Here is a 17,645-nt window from a genome sequence, read left to right on the forward strand (position 1 = left end):
AACTAAAAAGAATATTAGTAGTGCAAGAGGAATAACCGACCTTGGCATTGCATCACAGGAGCCGCGACATGAATGATCAACAATCCGCCACCCCAATCGCCGCCGGACGACTCAAGCGTTTGCCGCTCGCCCTGTTGCTGGCGGGCTGCGCAGGCTTTTCGCTTGCCCACGCGGCTGAAACCCCGTCGACAACAAGCGCTGCCAGATCCGACAGCGGTGCTACCGCGGATGACACACGGCTCAAGACCGTAACCGTCACCACCCGCCGCCGCGAGGAAAGTTCGCAGAACGTGCCCACTCCGATCAGCGTGCTGGACGGTGCCTCGCTGGAAAGCCAGCGGATCTATCAGATCCAGGACCTGCAACAACTGGTGCCGAGCCTGAACGTGGCCTACATGCATGCCCGGCAGTCGAGCGTGTCGATCCGCGGGCTTGGCAATAACCCGGCCAGCGACGGGCTGGAAGGCAGCGTTGGCTTGTACATCGACAACGTTTATCTCGGGCGGCCCGGCATGGCGGTGTTCGACCTCATGGACATCGAGCAACTGGAAGTGCTGCGCGGCCCGCAAGGGACGCTGTTCGGCAAGAACACCACGGCCGGGGTCCTGAACATCAATACCCGTGCGCCCGGTTTTACCCCGGAACGCAGCATCGAAACGTCCATTGGCGAGAGTGGCTACTTCCAGACCAAGGGCACGATTTCCGGCCCGCTCAACGATCAGTTGGCCGGTCGCTTCTCCGCTTATCGCAGCCGCAGCGACGGCGATCTGGATAACGTCTTCGACGGTAACAAACTCGGTGGCGGCTCACGCGAAGGCTTCCGTGGACAACTGCTGTTCAAGCCCAACGAAGACTTCAGCCTGCGCTGGATTGCCGACTACAACGAGGAAAGCTCCAGCGCCGGAACCCGTGCGCTGTTCAGCACTGGACCGACCATCAACGGCGTCAACCGCTACGAAAGCCGCGCTGCCGCAGCGGGTGCCACGCTGGTGGATGGCTCGCACCGCAAGGTCAACCTCAACAGCGACCAGCGCGTGACCGTGCATCAAGGGGGCACCTCGCTGGAAGCCAACTGGAAGCTGGCCAACGATTTCACCCTGACCTCCGTGAGTTCCTATCGCTGGTGGAATTTCACGCCGCGCAACGATGACGGCCTCAATGCATCGGCCTCCTACAACGGCGGCGTATCGGTGGAAGATAAACAGTGGTCCCAGGAATTTCGCCTGGCGTCCCCTGGCGGCGGCTTTTTCGATTACGTAGTCGGTGCGTACTACTTCGGCTCCGATCTGGATAACAAGTCGTTCACCAACTATGGCCCGCAAGCCGATATATGGAACGGCACCGCCACCGGCGCACTGGCCGACGTCAACAGCCTGGGCAAAGGCCATATCGAAACCAACAGCTTTGCCCTCTTCGCCCAGGGCACCTGGCACCTCACGCCGAAACTGGATTTCACTGCCGGTGTTCGCGGCACTTATGAAGAGAAGAATGCCTGGGTGCAACGCGATGCTCCGCAAGGCGGTGCCACTGTTACCGGCGCGGCCCTCACCGCACGCAATGCCCGCACAGGTGCCTACGAGTCGGGCGACCTGAACCAGTACACCGCCAGCCCTTCGGGCATGCTCAACCTGAGTTACCACTTCACCGACGATCTGCTGGGCTACGCCACGCTCTCCCACGGTGAGAAATCCGGCGGGGTCAACCTGGCGGTCGGTACGGCCCCAACAGCCGGTGCAGACTCGCTGCTGATCGGCACCGAGCGCGCCAACAACGCAGAGCTGGGCCTGAAAAGCACGCTCTGGGATCGTCGCCTGCAACTCAACGCCAACCTGTTCTGGACCCAGGTCAACGGCTACCAGACCAACGCCTATGACAACGCCAACCGCGTGCAATACCTGACCAACGCCGGCACCGTGCGCTCTCGCGGTCTGGAACTGGAAAGCACCATTCTGCCGATTCGCGGGCTGACGCTGAACGTCAATGGCTCTTACAACGACGTGCGTTACACCTCTTATAAAGATGCGCCTTGCCCACCCGAAGTCAGCCTGCAGGCCGGCGCGCCCGCTTCGTGCGACCTGAGCGGCCATCAGGTGGTCGGAGCCTCCAAATACATCGCCAACGTCAATGGCGAGTACAAGTGGGATCTGGATAACGGTCTGCAAGAGTACGTCACGGCCAGCTATGCATTCCGCTCCAAGGCCGTGGGCACTGTTGAAGACTCCGATTACGCGCAGATCCCGAGCTACGCCGTCGTCAACCTCAGCACCGGCTTGCGCGGAGATCTCGGCCAAGGTCAGTGGGACGTCTCGCTGTGGCTGAAGAACGCTTTCGACAAGACCTATTACACGACCTTGTGGAGTGAACCCAACGGCGGCTACGGCGGCTTGCTGGGTACACCGCGCACGCTGGGCATGACTGCTCGTTACGACTTCTGACTGGCCGGACTGACTGGAGTAAAACCATGACTTTTTCAAAAGCTGCCTGGCTGGCAGGGGCTGTGTCCGCATTCGCGCTCACGGTCCAGGCGGCCCCGAGTGTCTACCTAACGGGCGTGACCCTTTACGATCCCGCCAAGGCGTACAACCAGTATGTGGTCTTTTCAGGTGCCGACAAGCAGACCCACTTGATCGACATGAATGGCAATGAGGTAAAACGCTGGCCCCACAAGGGCTTTCCCTCCGCAATCATCGACCCGCAACTGGTCGGTGGCGAACGTGGGCGCGTGCTGCTGCAACTCTCGGAGAAAGATCCGGGCAAGCTCGGTGCGGCAGGCAATGGCCTGAGCAATCAAAGCATCGGCGAACTGGACTGGAACGGTCAGGTCGTCTGGCAATGGGGCGACAAGGCACCGGGCGGGGCCGCTCAACAGCATCATGACCAACGCAGGTTGAGCAATGGCAATACGCTGGTGCTGGCCAACAAAGTACACAAGGTCGCAGGCTTCAAGGTGCCGCAAGTGATCGATGACGTCATCTATGAAGTCTCGCCTGCTGGCGAAGTGAAATGGCAATGGCTGGCGAGCGAGCATCTGAAAGAGTTCGGTTTTACCGCCGAACAACTGAAGCTGGTGCATGCCACCGACAACCCTGACTATCTGCACATCAACAACCTGAGCGTCGTCGGCCCCAACAAATGGTTCGACGCTGGCGATAAGCGTTTCCACCCGGACAATCTGGTGGTGGATTCGCGTAACGCCAACTTCATCGCAATCATCGACAAGGCCAGCGGCAAGGTTGTCTGGCATCTTGGCCCCAACCTGCCCGCCATCGATCGCAAGACAGCACTGCAAGTGCCACGCCCCGTCGATCAGTTTGTCGGTCAGCATGACGCGCACATCATCGCCGCCGGATTACCCGGCGCAGGCAACGTGCTGGTCTTCGATAATCAGGGCAGTGCGGGTTACCCCTCGGCACCTCTGGGGCTGAACAGCGGCTCCCGCGTTCTGGAAATCGATCCGATTACCCGGCAAGTGGTCTGGCAATACACTGCCGCCAACTCAAGACAGCCTGGCTGGGCGTTCTATAGCTCGTTCATCAGCAGCGCCCGCCGCTTGCCCAATGGCAATACCCTGATCGATGAAGGCATGAACGGTCGCTTCTTTCAGGTAACCCGCGAGGGAGAAATCGTCTGGGAGTATGTCAGCCCCTACAACGGCAAGGCTCCGTCAGGCGACGCCATCAGCAATTGGGTTTACCGCGCCCTGCCCGTCAATTACAACTGGGTCCCGGACGGCACACCCCGCTCCGAGGTCGCCGTTGTACCCGCGGGCAACACACTGAAAACAGCCGATAGCAGCCGCTGATTCCTGCTCCGGCAGACGTTAATGTCTGCGTCCCCTGAAACCGTTGCATCGCTGCAACGGTTTTTCATTTCTGCTGCGCTTTGACACGTCCATCCGTCCTATTCGGTTTTCCGAACAGGCCATCACCCTCAGTTCGGAAACCCGGACGCCCGCAGCTCGACCGCGCAACAAAAAATACAATTAAACCTAATAAAATCAAATATTTGGATACACGAAAGATCCTTGGCACGACTCATGCTCTACACTTTTTGTCGATAGCTTCGACTGTCGCGTGTGTCTGGCTCGGACGCCGTTGAAGCATTCACTGAGAAATCGGGCCTGCTACTGGCAGCCCTCTTAATAAAAACGAATTCGAGGATTCATCGATGCGTATCGTTCCCCAACTGTTGGGCGCAGCAATCGCCGCCACTCTGATCAGCACTCCAGTTTTCGCAGCAGAATTGACCGGCACACTGAAGAAGATCAAAGAATCGGGCACCATCACCCTCGGTCACCGTGACGCCTCCATCCCGTTTTCCTACATTGCCGATGCTTCCGGCATCCCGGTTGGCTACTCCCACGATATCCAGCTGAAAATCGTTGAAGCGATCAAGAAAGAACTCGACATTCCGGACCTGAAGGTCAAGTACAACCTGGTCACGTCCCAGACCCGTATCCCGCTGGTACAGAACGGCACCGTTGACGTGGAATGCGGCTCCACCACCAACAACGTAGAGCGCCAGCAGCAAGTGGACTTCTCGGTCGGCATCTTCGAGATCGGTACTCGCCTGCTGTCCAAGGTTGACTCGTCCTACAAGGACTTCGACGACCTGAAAGGCAAGAACGTCGTGACCACCGCTGGCACCACGTCCGAGCGCATCCTCAAAGCGATGAATGCTGACAAGCAGATGGGCATGAACGTGATCTCCGCCAAGGACCACGGTGAATCCTTCCAGATGCTGGAGTCGGGCCGTGCCGTCGCTTTCATGATGGACGACGCACTGCTGGCAGGCGAAATGGCCAAGGCCAAGAAGCCGACCGACTGGGCTGTGACGGGCACCGCGCAATCCTATGAAATCTACGGCTGCATGGTTCGCAAAGGCGACGCGCCGTTCAAGAAAGCTGTCGATGACGCCATCGTTGCCACTTACAAATCCGGTGAAATCAACACCATCTACAACAAGTGGTTCCAGTCGCCAATCCCGCCAAAAGGCCTGAACCTGCAGTTCCCGATGAGCGAGGAGCTGAAAAAGCTGATCGCCGAACCGAACGACAAAGCTGCTGAAGCCAAGAAAGCCTGAGTAACCGACACACCGTGAACTCACGGTTTTCCGAACAGGCTGCGGCCCGTTCGGAAAACCGCTCATCACTCACTGTACCCAGACAATAAACGCCAGGACGGAGTCTGAAGGCGGGTCTGGTGTGCATAAGGGCTCGAACGGATTCATGCGAGACGGGTGCGTGCATTTCGACAACAAGAGGGGGAGACCCTGATGAATTACAACTGGGACTGGGGCGTATTCTTCAAGTCCACCGGTGTCGGCAGCGAAACCTATCTGGACTGGTTCATTTCCGGTCTGGGCTGGACCATCGCCATTGCCGTTGCCGCCTGGATCATCGCCTTGATACTGGGTTCCATACTCGGTGTCATGCGTACTGTGCCAAGCCGTCTGGTGGCTGGCATCGCCACGATCTACGTGGAAATCTTCCGTAATGTGCCACTGCTGGTGCAGCTGTTCATATGGTACTTCCTGGTGCCCGACCTGCTGCCTGAAAACCTGCAGGAGTGGTACAAGCAAGACCTCAACCCGACTACTTCAGCATTCCTGAGCGTCGTGGTCTGCCTGGGTCTGTTCACCGCTGCACGGGTTTGTGAACAAGTGCGTACCGGTATCGAGGCCCTGCCAAAAGGCCAGGAGTCCGCGGCCCGCGCCATGGGTTTCAAACTGCCGCAGATCTACTGGAACGTGCTGCTGCCACAGGCTTACCGGATCATCATTCCGCCACTTACCTCCGAATTCCTGAACGTGTTCAAGAACTCGTCGGTGGCGTCGCTGATCGGTCTGATGGAACTGCTGGCACAAACCAAGCAGACCGCCGAGTTCTCCGCGAACCTGTTTGAAGCGTTCACTCTGGCGACACTGATCTACTTCACCCTGAACATGAGCCTGATGTTGCTGATGCGTCTGATCGAGAAGAAAGTCGCAGTGCCGGGCCTGATTTCCCTGGGGGGTAAATAATGGACTTCAGTGGAATCATTCCAGCCATTCCGGGCCTGTGGAACGGCATGGTCATGACCCTGCAACTGATGGCCCTGGGCATCGTCGGCGGTCTCGTCATCGGTACCATCCTGGCCTTGATGCGCCTGTCATCGAACAAGCTGCTGGCCAATGTGGCCGGTGCGTACGTGAACTACTTCCGTTCGATCCCGCTGCTGCTGGTCATCACCTGGTTCTACCTGGCGGTGCCGTTCGTGCTGCGCTGGATCACCGGTGAAGACACGCCGATCGGTGCATTCACCTCTTGCGTCGTGGCGTTCATGATGTTCGAGGCCGCGTACTTCTGCGAAATCGTGCGTGCCGGTGTGCAGTCCATCTCCAAGGGTCAGATGGGTGCCGCCAAGGCCCTGGGCATGACCTACGGGCAAATGATGCGCCTGATCATCCTGCCTCAGGCGTTTCGCAAGATGACTCCGCTGTTGCTGCAACAGAGCATCATTCTGTTCCAGGACACGTCTCTGGTTTACACGGTCGGTCTGGTGGATTTCCTCAATGCCTCGCGCGCCAGTGGCGACATTATCGGCCGCGCCAATGAGTTCCTGATCATCGCCGGTGTGGTGTATTTCACGATCAGCTTTGCCGCCTCGTTGCTGGTGAAGCGTCTGCAAAAAAGGTTTGCCATATGATTTCCATCAAGAACGTCAACAAGTGGTATGGGGACTTCCAGGTACTGACCGATTGCAGCACCGAGGTCAGCAAGGGTGAAGTGGTCGTGGTCTGCGGTCCGTCCGGTTCCGGCAAATCGACCCTGATCAAATGCGTGAACGCTCTGGAGCCTTTCCAGAAAGGCGACATCGTGGTCGATGGCACGTCGATCTCCGATCCAAAAACCGACCTGCCGAAACTCCGCTCGCGGGTCGGCATGGTGTTCCAGCATTTCGAGCTGTTCCCGCACCTGAGCATCGTGGAAAACCTGACCATCGCGCAGATCAAGGTGCTGGGCCGCAGCAAGGCCGAAGCCACCGAGAAAGGTCTCAAGCTGCTGGATCGCGTCGGCCTTTCCGCCCACGCCCACAAGCATCCGGGCCAGCTTTCCGGTGGTCAGCAGCAGCGTGTGGCGATTGCCCGCGCCCTGGCGATGGACCCGGTGGTCATGCTGTTCGACGAACCGACCTCCGCCCTCGACCCGGAAATGGTCAACGAAGTGCTCGACGTGATGGTTCAACTGGCCCACGAAGGCATGACCATGATGTGCGTAACCCACGAAATGGGCTTCGCCCGTAAAGTGGCCAATCGCGTGATCTTCATGGACAAGGGGCAGATCGTCGAAGACTGCGCCAAGGAAGAGTTTTTCGGTGATGTCAGCGCACGTTCCGAACGTGCTCAGCAATTCCTCGCCAAGATCCTCCAGCACTAAGGAATACCGTTCGCTACCCATGCTCCGTTTCTCGGGGCACGGGTAGCTGTTCGGCTCAGGACGACTGTGATGAAATGCGACCCTCATATCTATAGCGCTGCGCCGCCATCACTCGCCGTGAAACCCCGTCTGATACGCCAACTGTTTCTGCCTCCGCTGATCCTCATGCTGATGATCGGCCTGGGCTACATCGCTTATTTATTCAGCGAGACCCACGGCATCAAGAACCTCAGCGAAAATGGCGAACGCCAGCTGGAGTTACATGCCCGTACGGTCGAAAGTGAAATCAACAAGTACACCTACCTGCCCAGCGTCCTGGAGCTTGAGTCCAGCGTTTCACAACTGCTGAGAAACCCGACGCCCGACCTGCAAGGCAAGGTCAACAGTTACCTTGAAGGCCTCAACCGCCGCAGTCGCAGCCGTGCCATTTACGTCATGGACACCACCGGACGAGTGCTGGCGACCAGCAACTGGCGTGATGCTGACAGCTATCAGGGTGAAGACCTGTCGTTCCGCGCCTATTTTCAGGATGCCGTGCGTGGCTTGCCCGGCCGCTTCTACGGCATCGGCACCACCGTGGGCGAATCCGGTTATTACCTGGCCCACGGGCTGGAGGAAAGAGGCCGGATCATTGGCGTCGCCGTCATCAAGGTTCGACTGGAAGCGTTGGAAGAACGCTGGCAGCGGGCGCGTATGGAGGCCTTTGTCAGCGATGAAAACGGCATCATCATCCTGTCCAGCGACCCGGCCCGACGTCTGAAGTCGGTGCGCCCACTGAACCCGACCATCAAGGAACGTCTGGCGCGCAGTCTGCAATATTACTGGTGGCCGCTGAACGAACTGGTGCCACTGGAACGCGAAACCCTGGCCGAAGGTGTTGAAAAGCTCACCTTCCCCGCCAATGTCAGTGTTGATAAGGAGCACACGCAAGTCAGCTATCTGGCCCAGACCCGGCAACTGAGCGATACGCCCTGGCACCTGACTCTGCTTACCCCGCTCGAAGACCTGCGCCGCGAAGCCGCCAGCCAGGGCATGCTGGTCGCAGTGGCCTGTGCGCTGGTGGCCTTTTTGCTGATTGCCTGGAACGAGCGACGCAAGGTGATTTCCACCCGGCTTGCGGCCCGTGAGGCCCTGCAGGCCGCCAACGACGAACTGGAACGCAAGATCGCAGAACGAACCGAACACTTGCGCGCCAGCAACGAACGCCTCAAGGCGCAGATCCGTGAGCGCCGACAGGCCGAGGACACGCTGCGCAAGGCCCAGGATGAATTGGTTCAGGCCGGCAAGCTTGCCGCCATCGGTCAGATGTCCACCAGCATCGCCCATGAACTGAACCAGCCGCTGGCAGCCTTGCGCACCTTGTCCGGCAATACCGTTCGCTTCCTCGAACGCGGTGCTCTGGATACCGCCAGCACCAACCTGCGCACCATCAACGATCTGGTGGACCGCATGGGGCGCATAACCGCCAGCCTGCGGGCCTTTGCCCGGCGCGGCAACGATCAGGGCCAGGCGCAGTTGAGCAAGGCGGTGGACGCAGCCTTGCAGTTATTGAGCGTCCGTCTTGAAAACTTTGGCCTGAACCTGCATCAGGACTTCATCGATGCCGAACTGCGAATAGATCAGACGCGACTGGAGCAGATTCTGGTCAACCTGATCGGTAATGCCCTGGATGCGATGCATGCCCAACCACAACCCGAATTGTGGCTTGCAGGTGAAGTGGTCGAGGATCGCTATCGCTTGCTCGTACGCGACAACGGCCATGGCATCGACGACGAAGCCCGCAAGCATCTGTTCGAACCGTTTTTCACCACCAAACCCGGTGAACAGGGCCTGGGCCTGGGCCTGACCCTTTCCGCCAGCCTCGCGGCAGCAGCAGGTGGCAGTCTGAGTGCCGAGTATCCGGCAGGCGGCACAACCTTCGTGTTGTGGCTGCCGCTGGTCAAGGACGTGGAGGCGGATTCATGAGGTCTTCCATATGCCTTTCGACCTTCATAGCGCCTTTCGCGAATGAATTCGCTCCTACAGATGTGGGTATTCGCGAACACCTCAAAGGACCTGAGCGTTCACCATGAGTAATCCTAAAATGAACACCGACCTGACTGTACTCATCGTCGAAGACGATCCGCATGTACTGCTCGGCTGCCAACAGGCGCTGGCGCTGGAAGACATTACCAGCGAAGGCGTATCCAGTGCCGAAGAGGCACTGGAGCGCATCGGCGACAACTTTGCCGGAATCGTCATCAGTGACATCCGCCTGCCGGGTATCGACGGACTGGAATTGCTGACCCGTCTCAAGGCCCGCGACAGCAGCCTGCCCGTGGTGCTGATTACCGGCCATGGCGATATCTCCATGGCGGTCAATGCCATGCGCGACGGCGCCTATGACTTCATGGAAAAACCATTCTCGCCGGAGCGGCTGGTGGATGTCGCCCGTCGCGCTCTGGAGCAGCGTGGGCTGGCCCGGGAAGTCTGGGCACTGCGCAAGCAACTGGCCGAACGCAACTCGCTGGAAGGCAAGATCATCGGCCGCTCGCCGGCCATGCAGAACCTGCGGGCCTTGATCGCCAACATTGCCGACACCTCGGCCAATGTGCTGATCGAAGGAGAGACCGGCACCGGCAAGGAACTGGTCGCTCGTTGCCTGCATGACTTCAGTCGTCGCACCAAGAATCAGTTCGTAGCCTTGAACTGCGGCGGGCTGGCAGAGAGCCTGTTCGAGTCGGAAATCTTCGGTCATGAGGCCAATGCCTTCACGGGTGCGGGCAAGCGCCGGATCGGCAAGATCGAACACGCACACAACGGCACGCTGTTCCTCGATGAAGTGGAAAGCATGCCGATCAATCTGCAGATCAAGCTGTTGCGGGTCTTGCAGGAGCGGACCCTGGAACGGCTGGGCTCCAACCAGAACGTCGAGGTGGATTGCCGGGTCATCGCGGCGACCAAATCCGATCTCAATGAGCTGAGCAAGGCCAACCAGTTCCGTAGCGACCTGTATTACCGTCTCAATGTCGTGACCCTGGAGCTACCGCCCCTGCGCGAACGGCGCGAAGACATCCTGCAACTGTTCGAGCATTTCCTGCAGTTGTCTTCACTGCGCTTCGACCGCGAACCGCCACAACTGGACCGGCAAACGGCGTCTGCCTTGATGAGCCACGACTGGCCGGGTAACGTTCGCGAGCTGCGTAACGTGGCCGAGCGTTACGCGCTGGGGTTGCCGGTGTTCAAGAAATCCGACCACGCCGAAAGCCAGAGCCTGGGTTTTGCCGAAGCGGTGGAAGCCTTCGAGCGCAGCCTGCTGCGCGAAGCCCTGCAACGCAGCGGCGGCAACCTCAGCCAGGCCAGTCAGGAACTGAGCATGGCCAAGACCACGCTGTTCGACAAGGTCAAGAAATACGGGCTGCAAGCCTGAAACCGTACGGGAAGAAATAGTGGATCTGCTACTCAAGGCCCTTCTGGGCGCAGCTGTTGTCGTGATCCTGGCTGCACTGGCCAAGACCCGCAATTATTACATTGCAGGCCTGGTGCCGCTGTTCCCGACCTTTGCGCTGATTGCCCACTACATCGTCGGCAAGGGCCGCTCGCTGGATGACCTGAAAACCACCATTCTGTTCGGCATGTGGTCGATCATTCCCTACTTCGTTTACCTGGCGGCCCTGTACCTGATGGTGGACCGCTGGCGGCTGGAAGTATCGCTGGCAATGGCCGCACTGGCCTGGCTGGTCGCCGCCAGCGTGCTGGTAACGTTATGGGTGCGGTTTCACGGGTGATGCCCCGCACAAATCCGTAGGACCGAATTCATTCGGGAAGAAACCTGCACACTAACCGCATCTTCATCGTCAGCCATAGCGCTTCCCGGATGAATCCTACCGCTTCATGCTGCGCTCGTAGGCTGCCAGAACGGTGCGCTCCGATTGCACCAGATAGGTTTCGAGCATTGCCGTCGCGTCTTCTACACGCCCCTCCTCGACGCAGCGCAGGATCGCAGCGTTCATGTCCAGATAAGGCAAGTGCAGGAATTCGGGATCGTCGAGCAGGCCGAAGGCCAGTCGCAGTTCCGCCGATATCTGTCCGTAGAACACCACCAGCCGCGGGCTGTCGGCCAGCTCGACAATGGCCCTGTGGAAGACCATGTTGGCAGTACCGACCGCCACCCAGTCCTTGGCTTCCCTGGCACGCATCCCGGCCTCGACCGCTTCACGCATTTTCAATGCTCCGGGGTGCAGTGGAAAACCCTGGGCGATGGCCTTGCATTCGATAAAACGGCGCACGCGATAGATGTCGATGATCGACGCCATATCGGGCTCTGCAACGGTCACTCCACGATTGGGTTCGTGCTTGAGCAATCCTTCGCGGGTCAGGACCCTGAACGCTTCTCTCAAGGTATTACGGGAAATCTGCAAGCTCTCGGCCAGTGCTGCTTCGGACAGGCGTTGGCCGGGCACCAGCTCGCCTTCAACCAGCATTCGGCGGATTTCCTGGGTAATGGTTTCTCCCAACGTGCGAGGAAGGGAGGGAGAAGCGTCGTTCATGAGAAATCCAGAATGAGAAAAACCGGCAGATGTTCCCTGAGAGCTTAGTGCGTGGCAAGGCATAAGCGTGCCGCGTGCTTCATTAAGTAGCGTACTTGAGTGAAAGGGTAACAATATGGTGCAAATCGCTCACTCAAGAAGATATGATTGTTCAACAATATATCCTTAATATACCTACATCGCAGAGCTATTGAATGAAGCTTGGCACGCTCATTGCTCAAGCAAGGTACCACTCACTGTAGGAATCATGCCGTGACACAGACCACCAAAGAGTTTACAAAAGCGCGGCGCGCATCTTTGATCGCCGCCATTTTCATGATGGCCACGTCAGCTATCGGGCCAGGCTTCCTGACCCAGACGGCTACGTTCACCGCAACTCTGGGCGCTGCGTTTGCCTTCGGCATCCTGGCCTCGATCCTGATCGACTTTGTCGTTCAGTTGAATGTCTGGCGAATCGTGACACTGACCAAAATGCGCGCAGCCGATCTGGCCAACGCGGCCATTCCAGGGAGCGGGTATCTGCTGTCGGTACTGGTGATATGCGGCGGCCTGGTGTTCATGCTGGGTAACATTGCCGGTGCGGGCCTTGGGTTGAACGCCTTGACGGGCCTTGATCCCAAGTGGGGAGGCTTGTTGAGCGCGCTGCTCGCCATCGGGATCTTCTCGTCCCATCGGGCGGGCGTCGCCATGGACCGCATCATGATCGTGCTGGGGCTACTGAAAGTGGGCCTGATCCTTTTCGCCGCCTTTGCGACCCATCCGCCGCTGGGTGAAGCCCTGCGTCAAACGGTATTGCCCGATCTGATCGACTTCGCCTCCATCACGACCATCGTCGGCGGCACAGTCGGGGGTTACATCACTTATGCCGGTGCTCACCGTCTGCTCGATCGCGGCACTGTGGGTGTGGAAAATATCGAAGCGGTATCCAAGGCTGCACTGACTGGCATTCTGGTCACCGGTGTTGCCCGTTACATCCTGTTTCTGGCTATCCTCGGCGTCGTCGCCAGCGGTGTCGTGATCGACGTGTCGGGCAAAGGCGCAAACCCTGCTGCCCAGGCATTCCATGCTGCTGCAGGCGATATCGGCATGATGATGTTCGGTCTGGTGTTGTGGGCCGCGGGTATCAGCAGTGTGATTGGTGCGTCTTATACGACAATGTCCTTCACCACCGTGTTCTCGAAACGAATCACCGAGCGTGTGCGCAACCTGGCCACCGTCGGTTTCATTGTCATAACGCTGTCGGTGTATATGGTGTTGGGCAAACCACCAGCAGCCTTGCTGATATTCGCGGGTGGTTTCAACGGCCTGATTCTGCCGCTGGGCCTGAGCATTTTCATGTACGTGGGCTGGCGCCGTTCCGACCTGATGGACGGCTATCACTACCCTCGCTGGTTGCTGGTGCTTGGCGTGCTGACCTGTCTGCTGTCCTGGTTCATGGCCTACAAGTCGGCAGGTGCCATCTTTGCGTTCATCGGCGCGGCCTGATTTCAAAGGAGATAATTTAGATGCGTGCAATTGACCTGAACAGCGACCTGGGCGAAAGCTTCGGCGCATGGAGCATGGGTGACGATGAGGCGGTTCTCGAAATCGTCAGCAGCGCCAACGTCGCCTGCGGCTTTCACGCCGGTGACCCGGCCGGGATTCTGCGGACCCTGGAGGCTGCCGCCGCTCGTGGCGTTGCCATCGGAGCCCATGTGTCCTACCCGGACCTGGTGGGCTTCGGGCGGCGCAACATGGACGTCCCCTCCGACCAGTTGACTGCCGATGTGATCTATCAGATCGGCGCGCTGCAAGGCCTGGCCCGCAGCGTCGGCACTCGGGTGAGTTACGTCAAACCCCATGGCGCGCTGTACAACACCATTGCCGGCAATCAGCGTCAGGCGACGGCGGTCATCCAGGCATTGCTGCGCATCGATCCCCAGTTGAAGCTGGTGTGCCTGGCCAACTCGCCACTGATCGGCTGGGCCACGGAGGCCGGCTTGTCCTGCGTGGCCGAGGCCTTCGCCGACCGTGCCTATACCGCCGAGGGCACGCTGGTGTCACGCTCGAAGCCGGGTGCCGTGCTGCACGATCCCGAACTGATCGCCCAGCGCATGTTGCGTCTGGTACGCGATGGCGTCATCGAGACCGAGAACGGCAGCCTGATCAATCTGCAGGCAGATTCGATCTGTGTACACGGCGACAACCAGGACGCGGTCGCCATCGCCCGCAACCTGAAAAACAGCCTGCTTGAAGCAGGCGTCACCATCCGCACATTTACCTGAGGTGGATCATGCGTTTCTATCCGGTCAGCCTGGACGCGCTCCTGGTTGAATTGGCGAATCTGGACGAGACACTTGCCCTGTTCGACTCGCTACAGCAGGAGCCTATCGTCGGCGTGCAGGAAATCATTCCTGCCGCACGTACGGTGCTCGTACACTTTCGGCCCGGCGCCATCAGCCGTGAGACGCTGGCTGCGCGAATCGCTTCGCGCAACGTCCACGGCTCGGTTCGCGAAGCTGGCAAACTGGTCGAAATCGCCGTGCATTACAACGGCGAAGACCTGGCCGATGTCGCCCGTGAACTGGATATCAGTGTCGAGGAAGTGATCCGGCGCCATACCGGCAGCGATTACAACGTAGCCTTCTGCGGCTTTGCTCCGGGCTTTGCCTACCTCAGCGGCGGTGCCGAATTCGTGGTGCCGCGTCGCAGTACGCCGCGCACCCGTATTCCAGCAGGTGCCGTGGCTCTGGCTGGCGGCTTCAGCGGGATCTATCCACAGGCCAGCCCTGGCGGCTGGCAGATCATCGGCGTGACCGAGTCGAAAATGTGGGATCTGGAACGTGATGAACCGGCATTGCTGCAACCGGGTTATCGCGTGCGTTTTCGCGATGCCGGTCCCCTGCCCGTCCAGAATGTTTCGGTGTCTGTGCCGAGCCGTCCGGCAGCGTCTCCCGTCACCGGGAGCGCTCTGGAAATCGTTTCGCCCGGCCTGCAAACCCTGTTTCAGGATCTCGGCCGTCCTGGCCGCGCCGGGCAAGGCGTGTCGGCCTCGGGCGCCATGGACCGGGGATCGTTGCGCGCCGCCAACCGTGCAGTGGGTAACGATCCGGCAAGCGCCTGCCTGGAAATCCTCATGGGCGGCCTGAGCTTTATCAGTCATGGTCCGTCCGTGGTCGCCATTACAGGAGCCACCGCCGCGATAGAAGTGCGTACCGCTGAAGGCCAGTTGCTGCGCCCGGCGCTCTACACGCCTTTCGCCTTGCAGGACGGTGATCGGGTCAGCATCGACGCACCCACTGCCGGGCTGCGCAACTATCTGGCGATTCGTGGCGGCTTCACCCGTGAGCCGGTGCTGGGCAGCCTGTCCACCGACACCCTGGCTCAGGTCGGTCCTGCGCCGCTGGCGACCGGTGACCGTCTTGGCTTCCAGCAGAAAGTGGGCGGGGCTGCGGTATCGGTGACCGAGCAACAGGCATTCGACATGCCTCGCGCCGATCAGATCATCACCCTGGATGTGGTCATGGGGCCGCGCAGTGACTGGTTCACGCCAGAAGCTCAGGCCTTGCTGGCTGAACAGACCTGGCAGGTGACGCCGCAGTCGAACCGTATCGGCATTCGCCTGGCGGGCGATCAGGCACTGGAACGTGTCATCGAAGGTGAGTTGCCCAGCGAAGGCACCACCGTCGGCGCCATTCAGGTACCGCCCAGTGGCCAGCCGGTGCTGTTCCTGGCCGATCACCCGCTGACCGGTGGCTACCCGGTTATCGGCGTGGTTGCGCCTTATCACCTGGACCTGGCCGGTCAGATTCCGGTCAATTCCCGTATCCGCTTCAAACCGCTGGGCGCCTTTGAGCCCGTGCGTCCTGCCCTTTCAGACGAGACAAACAAGCAATGAAAAAGGTTCTGATTGCCAACCGTGGTGAGATTGCCGTCCGTATCGCCCGTGCCTGCCGCGACTATGGCATTGCTTCGGTGGCGGTGTATGCCGATGCCGATATCGATGCGTTGCATGTGCGCCAGGCCGACGAAGCCTATGCGTTGAACGGCGAGCGACCTGCCGATAGCTACCTGAACATCGAGAAACTGCTGGCGGTCGCGGCTCGCGCCGGTGCCGACGCCGTTCACCCCGGTTATGGCTTTCTTTCGGAACGTGCCGACTTCGCCCGCGCAGTGATCGATGCAGGCCTGACCTGGATCGGCCCGGACCCGAGCACCATCGATGCCCTGGGCGACAAGGTCCAGGCCCGAAAAATCGCCTTGAAGGTCGGCGCACCACTGGTAGCCGGTACCGAAGACCCGGTGAACGACGCCAGCGAAGTGGTCGCCTTTGCCGAGCAACATGGTTTGCCGATTGCCATCAAGGCCGCGTTCGGCGGTGGCGGTCGTGGCCTGAAAGTGGCCTGGAAGCTTGAAGAAGTCAGTGAGCTGTACGAGTCGGCAGTACGTGAAGCCGTCACGGCATTCGGTCGTGGCGAATGCTTTGTCGAGCGCTTCCTGGATCGCCCTCGGCATATCGAGGCGCAGATCATTGCTGATCGCCATGGCCGGGTCGTGGTGGCAGGGACTCGCGACTGCTCGCTGCAGCGCCGCAATCAGAAACTGATCGAAGAAGCGCCGGCACCTTATCTCGACGATGCCTTGCGCCAGCGTATTCACGATTCGGCACGGGACATCTGTGCCGAGGCCGGTTATGTCGGCGCAGGCACGGTGGAGTTCCTGCTCAGCGCGGATGGCACCTTGTCGTTCCTTGAGGTCAACACCCGCTTGCAGGTGGAGCATCCGGTTACCGAAGAAACCAGCGGTATCGACCTGGTCATCGAGCAGTTACGGGTTGCCGAAGGCCTGCCGCTGTCGTTCGAGGGCACGCCGACGCCTCGCGGTCACAGCTTTGAATTCCGCATCAACGCCGAAGACGCTGGCAATGGTTTCCTGCCGACGCCCGGTCTCATCGAACGGTTCCAGGCGCCGTCCGGTCCGGGTGTGAGGCTGGACACCGGCGTGATCGAGGGCTCGCGAGTGTCACCGAACTTCGACTCGATGATCGCCAAGCTGATCGTCACAGGTGCCACCCGTGAGCAGGCCATTCGCCGTGCCCGCCGTGCCCTGGCCGAGTTCAACGTGGACGGTGTGGCGACGGTGCTGCCGTTCCATCGTGCCGTGATGGACCATGACGACTTCACCGCCACCGATACTTTCGCTGTGCATACCCGCTGGATCGAGACTGATTTCGCCGAAAAAGTGACCATCGCTCCGCGCAGTGCCGCACCGGCCGACTCTGGCGTGCTGCGCACCTTCGTCGAGATCGACGGCAAGCGTCACGAACTGGGCCTGCCAGCAGCACTTCTGCGTAGCGTCAGCCTGAACGCGGCAGCACCCGGCACAGAAAGTGTCGCGGCTGCCGAAGCACAGGACCCACAAGCGGTCGTTACTCCGGTCGCAGGCAATCTGCATACCTGGGTCGTCGCCGATGGCGAATCCGTACAGGCCGGGCAAGTTATCGCGGTGATGGAAGCGATGAAGATGGAAACTTCGATTCTGGCGCCGTGTGCCGGTCAATTGCAGATCACCCAACAGCCCGGTAGTTACTTTGAAGCCAAGTCCAGAATTGGGCGTATAGAAACAACACTCTGATTCAATAGTTTTTCTGCTGGCAAGTTACGCACAACCGGGTATTCCCCCGGTTGCTGCGTGCTGCCCACAGGAAATGTTCCAGGCAA

The 17,645-nt window shown here is 59.6% G+C and carries 14 protein-coding genes; 13 read left to right on the forward strand and 1 reads right to left on the reverse strand.

Translation table 11 applies throughout. The features are described 5' to 3' along the window. Nucleotides 1–68: 68 nt before the first annotated feature. From ACODS3_RS15660 to ACODS3_RS15700, 9 genes are all read left to right on the forward strand, one after another. Nucleotides 69–2,435, forward strand: a complete 2,367-nt coding sequence (locus ACODS3_RS15660; protein ID WP_201000128.1) for a TonB-dependent receptor — start codon at nt 69–71, stop codon at nt 2,433–2,435. Between the two features lie 26 nt (nt 2,436–2,461). Then, entirely contained in the window at nt 2,462–3,802 is a 1,341-nt protein-coding gene (locus ACODS3_RS15665; RefSeq protein ID WP_489035141.1) for an aryl-sulfate sulfotransferase, read from the forward strand. A gap of 365 nt (nt 3,803–4,167) precedes the next feature. Further along, on the forward strand, nt 4,168–5,082 hold the full coding sequence (locus ACODS3_RS15670; protein WP_201017368.1) for a glutamate/aspartate ABC transporter substrate-binding protein: 915 nt from the start codon (nt 4,168–4,170) through the stop codon (nt 5,080–5,082). A gap of 192 nt (nt 5,083–5,274) precedes the next feature. Next, complete coding sequence (locus ACODS3_RS15675; RefSeq protein ID WP_025261518.1) at nt 5,275–6,021, forward strand: amino acid ABC transporter permease; 747 nt, start codon at nt 5,275–5,277, stop codon at nt 6,019–6,021. After that, on the forward strand, nt 6,018–6,686 hold the full coding sequence (locus ACODS3_RS15680; protein WP_201017523.1) for an amino acid ABC transporter permease: 669 nt from the start codon (nt 6,018–6,020) through the stop codon (nt 6,684–6,686). Before ACODS3_RS15675 ends, ACODS3_RS15680 begins: the two co-directional genes overlap by 4 nt. Next, nucleotides 6,683–7,417 carry an amino acid ABC transporter ATP-binding protein gene (locus ACODS3_RS15685; protein WP_025261520.1) on the forward strand — a complete coding sequence of 245 codons (735 nt, stop codon included), beginning with the start codon at nt 6,683–6,685 and terminating at the stop codon, nt 7,415–7,417. The genes ACODS3_RS15680 and ACODS3_RS15685 overlap by 4 nt, the downstream gene beginning before the upstream one ends. A gap of 69 nt (nt 7,418–7,486) precedes the next feature. Then, the gene (gene aauS / locus ACODS3_RS15690) at nt 7,487–9,382 is read left to right on the forward strand and encodes a two-component sensor histidine kinase AauS (RefSeq protein ID WP_201017369.1); all 1,896 of its coding nucleotides are present in this window, start codon (nt 7,487–7,489) and stop codon (nt 9,380–9,382) included. A gap of 118 nt (nt 9,383–9,500) precedes the next feature. After that, nucleotides 9,501–10,826 (forward strand): two-component response regulator AauR, encoded by a 1,326-nt coding sequence (gene aauR, locus ACODS3_RS15695; RefSeq protein WP_201017524.1) that lies wholly within the window; start codon nt 9,501–9,503, stop codon nt 10,824–10,826. Between the two features lie 19 nt (nt 10,827–10,845). Then, entirely contained in the window at nt 10,846–11,184 is a 339-nt protein-coding gene (locus ACODS3_RS15700) for a GlpM family protein (protein WP_025261523.1), read from the forward strand. Between the two features lie 96 nt (nt 11,185–11,280). Here ACODS3_RS15700 and ACODS3_RS15705 read toward each other — a convergent pair whose 3' ends face one another. Beyond that, on the reverse strand, nt 11,281–11,946 hold the full coding sequence (locus tag ACODS3_RS15705; RefSeq protein ID WP_074568805.1) for a GntR family transcriptional regulator: 666 nt from the start codon (nt 11,944–11,946) through the stop codon (nt 11,281–11,283). 252 nt (nt 11,947–12,198) lie between these two features. On the opposite strand from ACODS3_RS15705, the gene ACODS3_RS15710 reads away from it, so the two are divergent. From ACODS3_RS15710 to ACODS3_RS15725, 4 genes are read left to right on the forward strand one after another with little or no spacing between them, the layout of a single operon-like run. After that, a complete protein-coding gene (locus ACODS3_RS15710) occupies nt 12,199–13,431 on the forward strand; it encodes an NRAMP family divalent metal transporter (protein WP_201000135.1) in 1,233 nt (410 codons plus the stop codon). A gap of 20 nt (nt 13,432–13,451) precedes the next feature. Further along, entirely contained in the window at nt 13,452–14,210 is a 759-nt protein-coding gene (locus ACODS3_RS15715) for a LamB/YcsF family protein (RefSeq protein WP_304574932.1), read from the forward strand. A gap of 8 nt (nt 14,211–14,218) precedes the next feature. Next, the gene (locus ACODS3_RS15720; protein WP_201017371.1) at nt 14,219–15,823 is read left to right on the forward strand and encodes a 5-oxoprolinase subunit B/C family protein; all 1,605 of its coding nucleotides are present in this window, start codon (nt 14,219–14,221) and stop codon (nt 15,821–15,823) included. After that, entirely contained in the window at nt 15,820–17,559 is a 1,740-nt protein-coding gene (locus ACODS3_RS15725; protein WP_489035146.1) for an acetyl/propionyl/methylcrotonyl-CoA carboxylase subunit alpha, read from the forward strand. Before ACODS3_RS15720 ends, ACODS3_RS15725 begins: the two co-directional genes overlap by 4 nt. The last annotated feature ends 86 nt before the right edge of the window (nt 17,560–17,645 follow it).

The organism is Pseudomonas sp. FG43 (assembly GCF_057809175.1).

Excerpts from the sequence above, each read along its gene's own strand:
- ACODS3_RS15660 (WP_201000128.1), top strand. The coding sequence starts at position 69 with ATGAATGATCAACAATCCGCCACCCCAATCGCCGCCGGACGACTCAAG.
- ACODS3_RS15665 (WP_489035141.1), top strand. The coding sequence starts at position 2,462 with ATGACTTTTTCAAAAGCTGCCTGGCTGGCAGGGGCTGTGTCCGCATTC.
- ACODS3_RS15670 (WP_201017368.1), top strand. The coding sequence starts at position 4,168 with ATGCGTATCGTTCCCCAACTGTTGGGCGCAGCAATCGCCGCCACTCTG.
- ACODS3_RS15675 (WP_025261518.1), top strand. The coding sequence starts at position 5,275 with ATGAATTACAACTGGGACTGGGGCGTATTCTTCAAGTCCACCGGTGTC.
- ACODS3_RS15685 (WP_025261520.1), top strand. The coding sequence starts at position 6,683 with ATGATTTCCATCAAGAACGTCAACAAGTGGTATGGGGACTTCCAGGTA.
- aauS (WP_201017369.1), top strand. The coding sequence starts at position 7,487 with ATGAAATGCGACCCTCATATCTATAGCGCTGCGCCGCCATCACTCGCC.
- aauR (WP_201017524.1), top strand. The coding sequence starts at position 9,501 with ATGAACACCGACCTGACTGTACTCATCGTCGAAGACGATCCGCATGTA.
- ACODS3_RS15705 (WP_074568805.1), bottom strand. The coding sequence starts at position 11,946 with ATGAACGACGCTTCTCCCTCCCTTCCTCGCACGTTGGGAGAAACCATT.
- ACODS3_RS15715 (WP_304574932.1), top strand. The coding sequence starts at position 13,452 with ATGCGTGCAATTGACCTGAACAGCGACCTGGGCGAAAGCTTCGGCGCA.
- ACODS3_RS15720 (WP_201017371.1), top strand. The coding sequence starts at position 14,219 with ATGCGTTTCTATCCGGTCAGCCTGGACGCGCTCCTGGTTGAATTGGCG.
- ACODS3_RS15725 (WP_489035146.1), top strand. The coding sequence starts at position 15,820 with ATGAAAAAGGTTCTGATTGCCAACCGTGGTGAGATTGCCGTCCGTATC.